The sequence below is a fragment of the Amedibacterium intestinale genome (genome assembly GCF_010537335.1).
GTDB lineage: Bacteria > Bacillota_I > Bacilli_A > Erysipelotrichales > Erysipelotrichaceae > Amedibacterium > Amedibacterium intestinale.
Genome location: NZ_AP019711.1, coordinates 1,780,874 through 1,794,656, shown reverse-complemented (window position 1 = coordinate 1,794,656; position 13,783 = coordinate 1,780,874). Strand labels below are relative to the sequence as shown.

Genomic DNA, 13,783 nt, shown 5'->3' with positions numbered 1-13,783 from the left:
GAAAGGAGAAAGAATATGAAATTTAAAGATTTTTCGTTTGATGGGAAAATTATACATGCATTAGATAAACTTCATTATATTGATATGTTTCCAATTCAGGAAAAAGTGATTCCACTTTTATATGATAGACAAGATGTGATTGCACAGTCGAAAACAGGAAGTGGGAAAACAGCGGCTTATCTTCTTCCTGTTATTCAAAATACAAGATGGGATGAAAAAGAACCACAGGCTTTGATTCTAACACCAACAAGAGAGCTGGCATTACAGGTAAAAGAAGAATATGATAATATCAGCATTTATCAGCGTTTAAAATGTGTGACTATATTTGGCAGACAGCCATATAAATTTCAAATTGAAGATCTAAAACAAAGAACGCATGCGGTTGTAGGGACACCGGGAAGAATTCTTGATCATTTAGAAAGAGGAACACTTTCTTTGAATAAAATACAATATGTCGTATTGGATGAAGCGGATGAAATGTTGAATATGGGGTTTATTGAAAGTGTGAAAAAGATTATGACATATTTTCCTGAAAATCATACAACCGCTTTATTTTCAGCGACTATGCCAGAGCCAATACTAGAACTTGCACAGAAATTTATGAAAAATCCAGTGCATATAAAAATAGAGGAAACTTCTATACATACAGGGATTCATTATGCGTATGAAATAAAGGAACATGAAAAAACACAGTTTTTAATTCAGCTGTTATGTAAAGAGCTGCCGCAATCCTGTATCGTATTTGCAAAAACACAGGCACATGTAATTGAAGTGTGTGATGCCTTGTATGAAAAAGGAATGAGTGTTGATAAACTTCATGGAGGTATGCTTCAAGAAGACCGTATTCAAAATATAAAAGATTTTAAAAGAGGTTTATTTCGCATTCTTGTTGCGACAGATGTTGCGGCCAGAGGGATAGATATTGAGGATGTAACACATATCATAAATTATGACATGCCAAATGAAAAAGAAACGTATGTGCATCGAAAAGGAAGGACAGGAAGAGCGTTTGGAAAACAAGGAATTACGATTTCTTTTCTTTCTCAATATGATGCTCAGCGAAAAGAAGAACTGGAAGAATACCTGGGATATGCTTTAGAAATTCATGATCGAAATGAGGTAGATCAAATACATGTAGATGAAGAACTGCTGAGAAAACTAGAAGAAAACCCTCAAGTAAAAAAAGACAAAGCAGAAGCACTTCGTAAGGATACAACAAAGCTTTATATCAATAAAGGAAAATCAAAAAAAATAAGAGCGGGAGATATTGTAGGGGCAATTTGCCAGATAGAAGGAATACAAAGTGAAGATATTGGCGTAATACAGGTACAGGAACATCAATCTTATGTAGATATCTTAAATGGTAAAGGAAAAGAAGTATTGAAAGCACTTAACCAAAAGACAATCAAAGGGAAAAAAATAAAAGTGGAGATTGCGAAAGAAAACTGACTTTGACGTAATGTTGAAGTCTTTTTTTTATAAATTCATTGCATTTTTCACAAATGAATTTGTTGTTCTTAGAGGCTTTAAATATCATGTCGGTAGCGATTTCACACAAAATGTAAAAGTGCACAATATGTGAAATAAAACCTAAATTTCACAATAATTATTCGGTATAAAAAAAGAATAAAATTCATAGACTTAGAAAGTAAATCCTTTATTTATCGCATTAATTTAAAAAGGTGAGAAAAAAGATGGTGTATAAAACGCAGATATCAGGGAAAAATAAAACCATAAACATGTTAATAAATAAAAATATTGGACAAGTTATAGAAAGTATGTTAGACTATGGAACGTTCTGTAAAAAAGGAGGAACCTGTATGGTATCAAAACGAATGCAATTCGCTTTACTCATCAGTATCTTCACGTTATTTGGATGTGCAAGTGGAAACTCTGCTACACAAACAGTGAATAAAACAGAATTATTATTTACAGGGGATAAAAAAGCTATCGAGCATGAAAGTATGTTATCAGTAATGCAGCTTTATCACTCTGTGGATGAAAATGATATAAAGGAAATTGCTTTTCTTGAGAATATGAAACCTCAAAATAACGAATCTTTTGTGACAAATGTCCGCAATGCAGATGGTGAGCTTCGAAGTGTAAGTGCATTAAAAACATTAAGTGAGGATGTTGTAAGTACAGTAGAAAAACAAAAAGAGGCAGAAAGAAAAAAGCGAGAAATAGAAAAGAAAACAAAACTTGCCAGACAGGCAGGAATCCCATCGGATGAAAATGGATTGTTTCCATTGTATACGACAACTTATGGAGTTGATTGTTACGGATGCAATTTCAATAATGGACAAGGGAATACAGCAATGGGTGTAAAGCTGGATATAAACAAAGGAGTCCTTCTTCCAAATGGAAGCTGGCAGCCTGGTATTCAGTATGGAAAATATTATGTGATTGCGGCAGATCCAGGTATCCCTATGTGCTCGGTTTTAAAGGTATATGATCATGGACTGCGAGGAAGTGGAATATCTCCAGATAAACCGTTTGAAGCGATTGTGCTAGATCGAGGAGGCGCAATACGTGGAACGCATGTAGATTTATATATCGGCAGTGAAAATTCTGGAGCGATTCAAAAGGTATCGAATACATCAGCCAAGGCACAGATCATTCGTCTAGGCGGTATGAAAAATGGGAGCTGTCCTCTTTAGGTATAGATGCGAGTCTATGCCTTTTTTAAAATCTATGGTAAAATAAATGCGGTGATTACTGGTGAAAATCAAAGAAGTTATCGTAGTGGAAGGTAAAAATGACACGAATGTATTAAAGAGTTATGTGGATTGTGATACGATTGAGACGCATGGTATCAGTATTGATAAAGAAGTCATAGAACAGATTCGTATTGCGAAACAAACACGAGGTGTCATTATTTTTACAGATCCGGATTATCCAGGAGAATATATTCGAAATACCATAAATGAAGCTATTGATGGATGTAAAAATGCCTATATTGAAAAAAAGAAAGCAAGAACAAGCAAAAAAGTAGGTGTAGAACATGCATCTAAAGAAGATATTTTAGAATCGCTGCAGCATTTGTTTACCTATGATAAGAATGCACAGGAAACCTTATCTAGAGAAGATTTTTTATCTTTAGGTTTAAATGGCGGTAAAGACAGTGCAGCGAAAAGAGAAAAGATAGCCAGTGTTTTACATTTGGGAAAACCAAATGCGAAAACATTGTGGAAACGATTAAATATGTTACAAAAAACAAAGGAAGATGTAGAGCATCTGTTAAAGGAAGAAAGGAAATCTGTATGAGAAAACCAATCGCAACCCCCTCTCGAACAAAAGAAATACTGGAAAAACATGATATGTTTGCCAAGAAGAATTATGGGCAGAACTTTTTGATTGAACCAGGTGTCGTAGAGAAAATTGCACGCAGCGCGATTGTTTCTGATAATTGTGTTGTATTTGAGATAGGACCTGGTATCGGTGCTTTGACACAGTATTTGTGCGAGTATGCAAAAAAGGTTGTTTCTTTTGAAATTGATGAAAGACTTCCCGATGTATTAAAAGATACCTTGGAAGAATATGATAATTTTACTTTGGTCATGCAGGATTTTCTGGAAGTTGATTTAAAAGCATGGGTAGATAAGTATCGTAAAGAAGGAATGGATGTTGTCATTGCGGCCAATCTTCCTTACTATATTACAACACCAATCTTGTTTAAGATTTTTGAATCGCAGGCAGATATTGCGGCTATTACGGTCATGATGCAGAAAGAAGTGGCAGATCGTTTCTCTGCTGTGCCAAATACAAAAGATTACAATGCGTTAAGTATTGTTACCCAATATCGCTGTGAAGTAAGAAATGTTATGAAGGTACCTAGAAATGTATTTATGCCAAAACCAAATGTTGATAGTGCAGTGCTGCATTTTCGTTTTCTTCCTTCCAAAGATATTAATGAAGAAGCATTCTTTTCTTTGGTAAAGGCATGTTTTAAACAGAGAAGAAAAACGATTTCAAATAATTATCAGACATATTGTGAGGATAAAGAAAAGGCAAAAGAAGAACTGGAAAAAGCCGGTATTGATGGGAAAAGAAGAGCAGAAAGTCTTGTAATGGAAGATTTCCTGCGTTTATATGAGGTGCATCATGAAATGTAAAGCATATGCGAAAATCAATCTATGTTTAGATGTTGTTGGAAAAAGAGAAGATGGTTATCATGAACTGGATATGATCATGATGCCTTTAGAACTTCATGATGAAATTACGATTGAGCTGGCAAAAGAAGATGTTTATTCTTGTAATATAGAAGGTCTTGTCATGGATGAAACAAACACCGTTGTAAAGTCTGTGGAGTTGATGAGAAAAACATTTGGATTAAAGGAACATTTTCATGTTCATATAGAAAAACATATTCCAGCTGAAGCAGGCCTTGCGGGAGGCAGTGCAGATGGTGCAGCTGTACTTCGAGCAATTCGCAAGCTATGTCATGTTGATATTACGATAGAAGAGCTTGCACAGCTTGGCAAACAGGTAGGAGCCGATGTTCCTTTCTGTGTTTTAAGTCAATGTGCCATCGTAAAAGGAATTGGAGAAAAGTTAGAACCATTTGATTTCTCTTATCCTTTGCATGTTGTTTTGATAAAACCAAATAAAGGAGTTTCAACAGGGAAAGCATTTGGAATGCTGGACTTTCATAAATGTGAACATCCTGATTCTGCAAAGGTAAAAGAAGTGCTTTGTGCACATGAATTTGAAAAGCTGCAGGATGTCATCGCAAACAGTTTGGAATATAGTGCATTTCAGCTGGTACCGGAAATTAAAGACATCAAAAAAGATTTATTGGATATGGGCTTTATGAGTGTGTTGATGTCTGGAAGTGGAAGTACAGTTTTTGCGCTAAGTGAAGATAAACAATTAGCACAAAAAGCAGTAGAAAAATATAAAAAGAAAGACGGGTATTTTGCGCTAATTACATCTTTTCGATAAAAGAAGGATTTGTAGGAATTCTTCTTTTTTTAATCTTTCAAAAACGTAATGATAGAAGATTTCAAAAACGTAATGATAGAAGATTTGTTATTTTATAAGGGGAATGTTATAATAACTGTGTTTTATATAGGAGGACTATATGTTGCGTAGTTTGTCAGATTTCCTGCATAGAAAATTAGATGGATTTACATGTGATGAATACATCATTATGGTTTTGGTATGTTCCATATTTTTGCCATTTTACTGTTCAATGATTGTAATTGCAGGAATTCTTTTTTATCTTCTTATAAAAGGAAGACTGTTAGGGATTATTCGAAATATACCAAAGTCTTATTTCGCAATAGCTTTTTGTATAATTACAACGCTGGTGGCATTGTTTTATAAAAACTGGCTTGGTGCAGTCTGCGGAGTAGCAATTCTTTTGATTTTTTTATTTGTCTTTTATTATCGTACATATATCAATAAAAGGTTATTTGAACTCTTGCTGGATGCGTGCTGTATCATTTCTTTGTTTTGTGTTGTCTGGGCATTGATGGAATATGTTCGTATTATTAATCGTCTAGATTATCATTTTCTTGATTTGGTCATTGAAGACAGTCCGAAAGATCGTGTAAATTCTACTTTTTTTAATGCCAATTATTATGCGATGATAATTGAGTTCATTGTTTTGATTTGTGTCTATAAAATGATGCAGGTAAAAACTTTGCGAAGAATTGTTTTTTATTTGTTTACCATTGCGGCAAATTTATTTGCGTTGTATTTAACAGGTTGCAGAACTGCATGGATTCCTTTTGTTGTGACAGTTCCTTTTATGTTTTTAATGAATAAACGCTTTGGTTTCTTTTCTTTTTCAATGGGTGCTATTGCTGTTTCGGGGATAAGTTTACTTGTATATCCTGAACTTATGCAAAGAACCTCTATCCTGGGAGATTTTCTAAAAAGAGCAAAAATCTGGAAAACAGCAGTGAAAGGAATAAAAGCACATCCATTGTTTGGGGAAGGACCTTTAACGTACTACCATATATATAAACAATATGGAGGACATCCTACACAGCATGCACATAATGTAATTCTTGATCCTTTATTAAGTCATGGATTGATTCCATGTATTATTTTGCTTGTTTATCTTGGAAGCAACTTAAAAGAAGTATGGCTTCTGTTTAAAAGAAGAATCGATATGCGCTTATTTTCTTTGATTGTTGCGTTTCTTCTTACCGTACTAATTCATGGAATCTTAGATTATACGATTTACTGGGTGCAAACTTCTTTGTTATTCTTCATTGTATTTTCCGCAAGCAGTATTTATTTTCATAAAGAAGAGTATTCACAATCAGAGTAAAGTTAATGGATATGGTGCTGTTCAATGAGTAGCGCCTTTTTCAATACATTATTAAAATATAGATAATGAGGTGTAGTATGAAATATATTAGTTTTTTAATTAAACCGGCATCTTCTTTATGTAATATGCGATGTCGTTATTGTTTTTATTATGATGTTGCAGAGCATAGAGAAGTTTCTGCATATGGCATCATGGAAGAAAATACGATGCATGCATTAATTGATAAGGCCTTAGGTCTTGGAGAAGATGCTCATATTACCTTTGCCTTTCAAGGTGGAGAACCTACTATGGCAGGTTTATCCTACTTTACATCATTTTGTGAATATGCAGAAAAGCATAAAACAAAACAGAACATTCAGTATGCCTTACAGACAAATGGAACAAGAATTGATGAGTCATGGTGCGCATTGTTTAAAAAATATAATTTCTTAATTGGAGTTTCTTTGGATGGATATAAGGAGATACATGATTATTTTCGTATGGATCAGTGTTTAAAGGGAACCTTTTCACATGTATTTAAAACGATACAGTTATTAAGACAGTATGAAATTCCTTTTAATATCTTAACCGTATTAACTTCTCAATTATCAAAGCATCCGGAAAAACTGTTTCGTTTTTATAAGCAGAATCAGTTGTCCTATGTACAGCTGATTCCCTGTTTACCGGGTTTAGATGAAAGTGAGAATAAAAATTCATTACATCCGAAAGAATTTGCATCTTTTTATAAAGCTTTTTTTCGTCTGTGGCTTGCGGAATACAAAAAGGGAAACTATATAAGCATTACTTTATTTGATAATATCATTCCTATGTTTAAAGGAATCAGACCTCAGCAGTGTGGTATGCTTGGCTATTGTACACCACAGTTTGTAATAGAAAGCAATGGTGATGTATATCCATGCGATTTTTATGTGCTAGATGCGTATCGCTGTGGGAATATAAAAGAGGACAGTTTGATAAAACTTGTAAAAACAGATGCAATGCAGAAGTTTTTGAAAGAAGAAAGAAGAGAATGCACAGAGTGTAGAAATTGTCCGTTTGTAAATATATGTCATAAAAACTGTAAACGTCTAAATATTACATACTATACAAAGGACTATTGTGGATATAAGGATTTTTTGATGTATGCCAAAGATGAAATGATGATGATTTCTAACAGCTTGTAACTGTGATGTCTGTTTTTAGCCAGTACTTCTCAAGAGTGCTGGTTTTTATTTTGTATTGTATAAATACGTATTTCATTTTGGGATTTATTTAAATATTTTACGAAAGAAGTATCGCGCGTAGAAATATGGTATAATAATGAAAAAATATGGAGGTATTCCTATGTCATTTTTCATTCTCAATATTGGTATACATTTACTTTGTTTTATTGCTAGTTTCTGGGCTTTGTCATCCCTTCGATTTGATCGTTTTTGCGATGTAAGAAAACCAGCAAAGGTACAATGCCTGCTATTGCTTTTATCTTTGGCTTTGGGATATCTGGTGGCACAGTTTTTATTAGCACTTTCTGTATATAATGGTTTATGAAAATGAAAAGATTTCAAAAAATATTGCGTAGTATAGGAATACGACAACGTATGCAGTTTGGCTTTCTGCTGCTTCCATTATTGATGATGCTGATCGTTCTTTTTGTTTATTATCAAATGAGTTCAGATATGATACTGGAAAAAAATGCGAAAGATTTATCACAGTCACTGGAAATTGCACAAGCAGCCTTATATCATAAAACATCACAGATGGAACAGACGATGCAAGATCTTTTACAGGAAGAAATTTTGTACGATTGTTTAGTTGCACAGGAACCTATGAGCAAGGAAGATATAAAGGAACTGGAAAGAAAACATTCCGCTCTTTTGGAAAGAAATGCATTTTCTTTCTTTGATGAACAGAAACGTCTTTTATATCAGGATGGGAAATATTATGCAGAAGATTTACATGATGAGGAAAAAGTTCATTGGAGCTTTGATACAGAGCATAAACAGATTTCTTTAAGCAGTGCGTTAAAAAGAAATGGGAAAGTTTTAGGGTATATTTGTATAGGATACAATGAAGATGTTTTTCATAATATGTTTCAAAAAGAAGAGAAAAATGAAGAGCGTTTGCTGTTTCTATGCGATGAACAGGGCAATTATCTATTAGGGGATGATGCCATGCGAAACTATAACTTTTCTTCTAATAAAGATAAAATCAAGCTGGATAATACAATGTATTACCAAAAACAGTTGAAAGCGAAAGATTTCAACTGGAATCTTGTGGCATTGGCGCAGGAAGAGTATGTAATGAAAGATGTGCAAAGTTTTCGCAATATGCTGTTTTTAAATGTACTGGTCGTTATTCTTGTGGAAAGCATTTTTTCAATGATGATTTATAAAAGTATTTATGATCCTACTCATAATCTTGTAGTATCTATGAGAAAAGCTAAAGAAAGTAATTTTAGGCATGGATTTGTTGAAGATCATGGAAATGATGAATTGCATGAATTGAGTGAGAACTTTAATGAATTGCTTGTAAAAGCAGATGATTTACTGGAAAAAGTAAAAAGTGAACAGGAGCAGACAAGACAGACGCAAATCCAGCTTCTGCAGGCTCAAATTAATCCGCATTTTCTGTTTAATACGTTAAATACATTGCGATATCTGGCAATTTTAAATGAAGATGCACCGGTAAGTGAGGGAATCAGCGCTTTATCACGCCTGCTTAGAAATACAATTGTGGATAAACAGGAATATGTTAGTATTGCGGAAGAAATTCATAATGTGCAGGATTATATCGTTATACAGAAACTGCGTTATGGGGATTTGTTTGAGACGGAGTATATTGTAGACAAGGGTGTAGAAGGTTATCGTATTTTGAAGTTTTTGTTACAGCCAATTGTGGAAAATAGTATTTTACATGCTTTTCGTGAAGATGGGCTGCATCAAAAACTTACGCTTCGTATATATAAAAAAGAAAACTGTCTGATGGTTGTTGTTGGGGATAACGGGAAAGGTTTTTCAATAGAAAAGCAAATGGAAAAACGTTCTCGATTAAGCAATATTGGAATAAAGAATATACAGGAGCGTATATCTTTGATGTATGGGAAACCATATGATATGAAAATTGAAAGTGAAGAAGGAAAAGGAACGATGGTTACTTTGTGTCTTCCTTTAAAAAAAGGGGTTGATGAAGATGTATAAAGTTTTGATTGTTGATGATGAGCGTCTGATTCGTATGACGCTGCAGAATATGCTGGATTGGAAAGAACTTAACTGTGATGTTGTAGCGGCTGTAAAAGATGGTATAGAAGCTTATGGGGTATTCCAGAAAGTACATCCGGATTTGATCATTACAGATTTAAAAATGCCGCAGATGGATGGTATTGAATTGATACGGAAAGTAAAAGAGGAAAGAGCAGATACACAAATTATTGCCTTAAGCAATTATTCTGATTTTGAACTTGTAAGAGATGCAATGAAGGCAGGAGCAGCAGATTATTTATTAAAAGTCACTTTGGATAAGGAACAGTTAGAGAAAGCAGTAAGACAGCGACTTGTACATTGTGAATCTGCACAGGAAAAAGAGGATAGCGAAGAGATTAAATGGTTAAATCATATTAAGCAAACTTTATTGCTTATTAAGAATCAGGAAAAAATAGAAAAAGAAGATGCCTATTTGGAGTCAGCTTTTGTTCAGCCGTATAAAAAAGAATATCAGGTAGCCTATCTGCATGTAGATAATATTCATTTATTTTATGAAGAAAAATATGAGGAACATGAAAAACTGGAAAAATTCTTATATGATCAAATGCGAGACAGTGTTCCACTTGATATCGAATTTAGAAGTTTCTTTTTGAATCACCACACTGCGATCATTTTACTGCAGGGAGGACAAAAGCAGCGAATGGCAAATATCTGTCATACGATGATTCGAAATATACAGCAGTATTTAAATGTTCAGATATCCTTTGTGTTATCTAATGTGATGGAGGATATAAAAGATTTTTATCAGTGCTGTGGGGATGTGTTTGCGGCATCTAGAAATCATTTTTACCGAGGAAGTGGAACCTTGATGTTTGTGGAGGAAAAAGAAGAATATGTGGATTTAGATGTAGCACATATGTCATGGCATAAAGATATTATGGAAGCTATGAGCACAAGAGATTTTCAAAAGGCAGAGAAAATGCTGGAAGAGTCCTTTAATATGATGGAAAAAGAGTGCATAGAACCTTATCAGGTTATTGAATATTACATCTTTATTTTGCATAACATTGAAGGAAATGAAATGGTAAAAGGACATAAGAATATGTATTCGCTGGATACGATTGTAATGAATCTGCGTCATTGTGATACATTTTCTAAACTAAAGGAAGTTTTAATGGAAGGTTTTGTGCTGGTAGAAGAATGGCTGAAAGATGAAAACTTTAACCGTTATCGTCAGGAAGTTGTAGATGTCATGAATTATTTAGATGAAAACTATCAGGAAAAATTATCTTTAAAAGAAATTGCAGAGCATTTTTCTATGAGTGAAAGCAGTTTGTCGCATTTGTTTAAGAATGAAACAGGAATGAATTTAAAGTCTTATATTAATGAGAAGCGTATGAAAAAAGCATTGGAACTGTTATCTAATGAATCTTTTAAAATAAAAGATGTTGCGGCACAGATAGGAATGGAAGATCAGTTATATTTTAATCGTGTATTTAAAAAGTATTATGATTTATCTCCTAGCGATTATCGAAAAAAACTGCAGGAAGAAAGGAATGAAAATCTGGATGAGGTCATAGAATGAAATAAGGGTGTGAAAGATTGAAGGAAATCAGTAAAGGAATTCTTGTTGTATTGATCATTGTGCTTGTTTTTATGCTTTGGGTACATAGTGGAGAAGACTATCTTTTCTGGAAAGAAAATGGGAACTATCAAAGGGAAGAAATACAGAAGGTACATGTTACACGTGTAGATGGAAAAGATCTATATCTGGATATCGAATCTTATTTGGAAGGAGTTATTTCCTCGGAAATGTCGCCAGCATTTGAAATGGAGGCATTGAAAGCACAATGTGTAGCTGCGAGAACCTTTGTTGTACAGCGAGGGTATGAAGTAGATGATACAACCAATACACAGGTATATCGTGATAACAAGCAGTTAAAAGACAGCTGGAAAGATAATTACGATGTATATCATAAAAAGATACAGCAGGCAGTTCAGGAAACAACAGGAGAAATTCTTACATATCAGGGAAAACCAATTTCCGCTTTATTTTTTAGCAGTTCTTGTGGAAAAACAGCGAATGCACAGGAATATTGGGGGAATAAAGTACCTTATCTTGTTAGTGTTGATTCTTCCTGGGATAAACAAAGCGAAGAATACGAAAAAAGCATAACGATGAGCAAACAGGAATTTTCAACAGCATTGGGATTTCAAAATACAGTTCATGAAATTGAAGAGCCGATAAGATATGACAGTGGATATGTAAAAGAAATTCGTATAGATCGTATTGTATTTACAGGCAGAGAAGTAAGGGAAAAATTGAATCTTCGCTCTTCCTGTTTTACGATTAAAGAGAACAAGGATAATGTTGTGATAACGACAAAAGGATATGGACATGGTGTTGGTATGTCACAGATAGGGGCACAGGCTATGGCAGAGAAAGGAAAGAGTTATAAGCAGATTCTTTCGCATTATTATCCTAAGACAAAGATTGAAAAACTTGGTGTATAAAGGTCTTTGAGAAGGGCATACTCATCACTAGAGGTGATGAAATGTATAGTTATGTAAAGGAAAGAAAACTATCGAAGAAAAAATTATTGATTTCTCTTTCTTGTTTGTTGATAGCTGGATGTGGACTTATTTCTTATCGTTTTTATCATCAGCAGCAAAACAAGAAAGAAAGTGCGGTTTTTCAGGAAGAAACACTCCCTGTATTAGCATTGCCGGATGCACAGCAAAAAGGTGTAAAACCATTCTCTGTAGATGCACAGGTCGTTCTTGATTATTATGATGGTAAAGAAAGCGAAATAAACAACATTACACAGTTTGAAGGTGTTTATCGTGGAAATCAGGGGATTGATTATGCATTGAATGATCAGGTTTTTGAGGTGCAGGCAGTTTTTTCCGGAGAAGTCAGCGATGTGCGAAATGATGAACTGTTTGGAAATACAGTTGTCATACAAAGCGGAGATTTAATTATAACCTATCAAAGTCTAGATGCCATACAGGTAAAAAAAGGTGAGCATATTGAGCAGAAACAGACGATAGGAACAGCTGGAAAAAATATTTACAATAAAGATTTAGGAAATCATGTACATATCGTTACACAGGTAAATGGAAAACTGGTAGATCCTGAAACGATATATGATAAAACACTGGAAGAATTGAAATAGTACCTGTTATACGGGTACTGTTTTTATGAAAATAAGCAATTCTTAACACTATATGAAGATTCATGAATTAAGCTTTTTAATTCATAATTTTGTGTTATAATGTTTAATGCCCGTAGAATGGAGGAATGTAAATGATGTTTTCAAAAGAAGTAGGAATCGACTTAGGAACAGCCAATTTATTAATGTATGTAAAAGGCGAAGGTGTCGTTATTGACGAACCTAGCGTTGTAGCAATAGATGCAGAAACTAAAAAATGTTTAGCAGCCGGACAGGATGCGAAAGATATGCTTGGTAGAACACCAGGAAGAGTATTAGCAATTCGTCCATTAAAAGATGGAGTTATTGCGGATTTTGAAGTAACAGAAATTATGTTGAATTTCTTCTTTAAAAAGCTGGCAATCAAAGGGATGTTTAAACGTCCTACGATTTTGATTTGCTGCCCAAGCAATATTACAAGTGTAGAAAGAAATGCAATTCGTGATGCAGCATATCGTGCAGGTGCTAAAAAAGTATATATTGAAGAAGAACCAAAAGTAGCTGCGGTTGGAGCTGGGTTAGATATTGGAAAACCTAGTGGATGCATGGTACTTGATATTGGTGGAGGTACAACAGATGTTGCGGTTATCTCTTTAGGGGAAATCGTATCTAGTACATCTTTAAAAGTAGCTGGTGATACGTTTGATCGCGATATTATTAAATTTGTTAAAGAAAATAAAAAGTTGCTGATTGGTGATCGTACAGCAGAAGAAGTTAAAAAACGTATTGGTACTGCCTGGAAAAGCAGTCTTCATGAAACAATGGAAGTTAGTGGACGTGATCTTGTCAGCGGACTTCCAACAACGATTACCTTAAACAGTGATGAAATTGCAGGAAGTATGGAAGAAAGTTTACAGGATGTTGTACGTGCCTGCAGAACGGTATTGGAACAGACACCACCAGAACTTGCTAGTGATATCGTTACAAGAGGTATTGTGTTAACAGGTGGAGGTGCCTTGTTGCATGGTATTGATGAACTTCTTAGAAATGAACTGCACATTCCTGTGTATGTTGCGGAAAATGCGCTTCGCTGTGTTGCGGAAGGAACAGGTATCCTGTTAGAAAACTTACATTTGGTACGTTAAGTAAAATTCGCATGTAAAGCGAGG

13 protein-coding genes are annotated in these 13,783 nt (G+C 34.3%); all 13 read left to right on the top strand.

The genetic code is table 11. The annotated features are described in order from the left end of the window. Window positions 1-15 precede the first annotated feature (15 nt). The 13 genes from A9CBEGH2_RS09065 to mreB all read left to right on the top strand — a co-directional run bounded on the left by A9CBEGH2_RS09065 (window position 16) and on the right by mreB (window position 13,759). The gene (locus tag A9CBEGH2_RS09065; RefSeq protein WP_118277627.1) at window positions 16-1,449 is read left to right on the top strand and encodes a DEAD/DEAH box helicase; all 1,434 of its coding nucleotides are present in this window, start codon (window positions 16-18) and stop codon (window positions 1,447-1,449) included. Between the two features lie 245 nt (window positions 1,450-1,694). After that, window positions 1,695-2,660, top strand: a complete 966-nt coding sequence (locus A9CBEGH2_RS09060) for a 3D domain-containing protein (protein ID WP_232057271.1) — start codon at window positions 1,695-1,697, stop codon at window positions 2,658-2,660. A 61-nt stretch (window positions 2,661-2,721) separates the two neighbouring features. After that, on the top strand, window positions 2,722-3,267 hold the full coding sequence (gene rnmV, locus A9CBEGH2_RS09055; RefSeq protein WP_118277628.1) for a ribonuclease M5: 546 nt from the start codon (window positions 2,722-2,724) through the stop codon (window positions 3,265-3,267). After that, window positions 3,264-4,115 carry a 16S rRNA (adenine(1518)-N(6)/adenine(1519)-N(6))-dimethyltransferase RsmA gene (rsmA, locus tag A9CBEGH2_RS09050; RefSeq protein ID WP_163104626.1) on the top strand — a complete coding sequence of 284 codons (852 nt, stop codon included), beginning with the start codon at window positions 3,264-3,266 and terminating at the stop codon, window positions 4,113-4,115. The genes rnmV and rsmA overlap by 4 nt, the downstream gene beginning before the upstream one ends. After that, window positions 4,105-4,944, top strand: a complete 840-nt coding sequence (gene ispE / locus A9CBEGH2_RS09045; RefSeq protein WP_118277630.1) for a 4-(cytidine 5'-diphospho)-2-C-methyl-D-erythritol kinase — start codon at window positions 4,105-4,107, stop codon at window positions 4,942-4,944. Before rsmA ends, ispE begins: the two co-directional genes overlap by 11 nt. Before the next feature lie 139 nt (window positions 4,945-5,083). Next, on the top strand, window positions 5,084-6,283 hold the full coding sequence (locus A9CBEGH2_RS09040; protein WP_232057270.1) for an O-antigen ligase family protein: 1,200 nt from the start codon (window positions 5,084-5,086) through the stop codon (window positions 6,281-6,283). 77 nt (window positions 6,284-6,360) lie between these two features. Next, window positions 6,361-7,446: a radical SAM/SPASM domain-containing protein gene (locus A9CBEGH2_RS09035; RefSeq protein ID WP_163104624.1), complete on the top strand. Its 1,086-nt coding sequence runs from the start codon at window positions 6,361-6,363 to the stop codon at window positions 7,444-7,446. Window positions 7,447-7,606: 160 nt separating this feature from the next. Then, window positions 7,607-7,810, top strand: a complete 204-nt coding sequence (locus A9CBEGH2_RS09030; RefSeq protein WP_115716403.1) for a DUF1146 family protein — start codon at window positions 7,607-7,609, stop codon at window positions 7,808-7,810. 2 nt (window positions 7,811-7,812) lie between these two features. Next, on the top strand, window positions 7,813-9,459 hold the full coding sequence (locus A9CBEGH2_RS09025) for a cache domain-containing sensor histidine kinase (RefSeq protein ID WP_163104622.1): 1,647 nt from the start codon (window positions 7,813-7,815) through the stop codon (window positions 9,457-9,459). After that, the gene (locus A9CBEGH2_RS09020) at window positions 9,452-11,047 is read left to right on the top strand and encodes a response regulator transcription factor (protein WP_158572274.1); all 1,596 of its coding nucleotides are present in this window, start codon (window positions 9,452-9,454) and stop codon (window positions 11,045-11,047) included. The genes A9CBEGH2_RS09025 and A9CBEGH2_RS09020 overlap by 8 nt, the downstream gene beginning before the upstream one ends. Before the next feature lie 17 nt (window positions 11,048-11,064). Next, window positions 11,065-11,976, top strand: a complete 912-nt coding sequence (spoIID, locus tag A9CBEGH2_RS09015; protein WP_163104620.1) for a stage II sporulation protein D — start codon at window positions 11,065-11,067, stop codon at window positions 11,974-11,976. A 41-nt stretch (window positions 11,977-12,017) separates the two neighbouring features. Continuing rightward, on the top strand, window positions 12,018-12,638 hold the full coding sequence (locus A9CBEGH2_RS09010) for a M23 family metallopeptidase (RefSeq protein WP_163104618.1): 621 nt from the start codon (window positions 12,018-12,020) through the stop codon (window positions 12,636-12,638). A gap of 134 nt (window positions 12,639-12,772) precedes the next feature. Next, window positions 12,773-13,759, top strand: a complete 987-nt coding sequence (gene mreB / locus A9CBEGH2_RS09005; protein WP_115716862.1) for a rod shape-determining protein — start codon at window positions 12,773-12,775, stop codon at window positions 13,757-13,759. Window positions 13,760-13,783 lie beyond the last annotated feature (24 nt).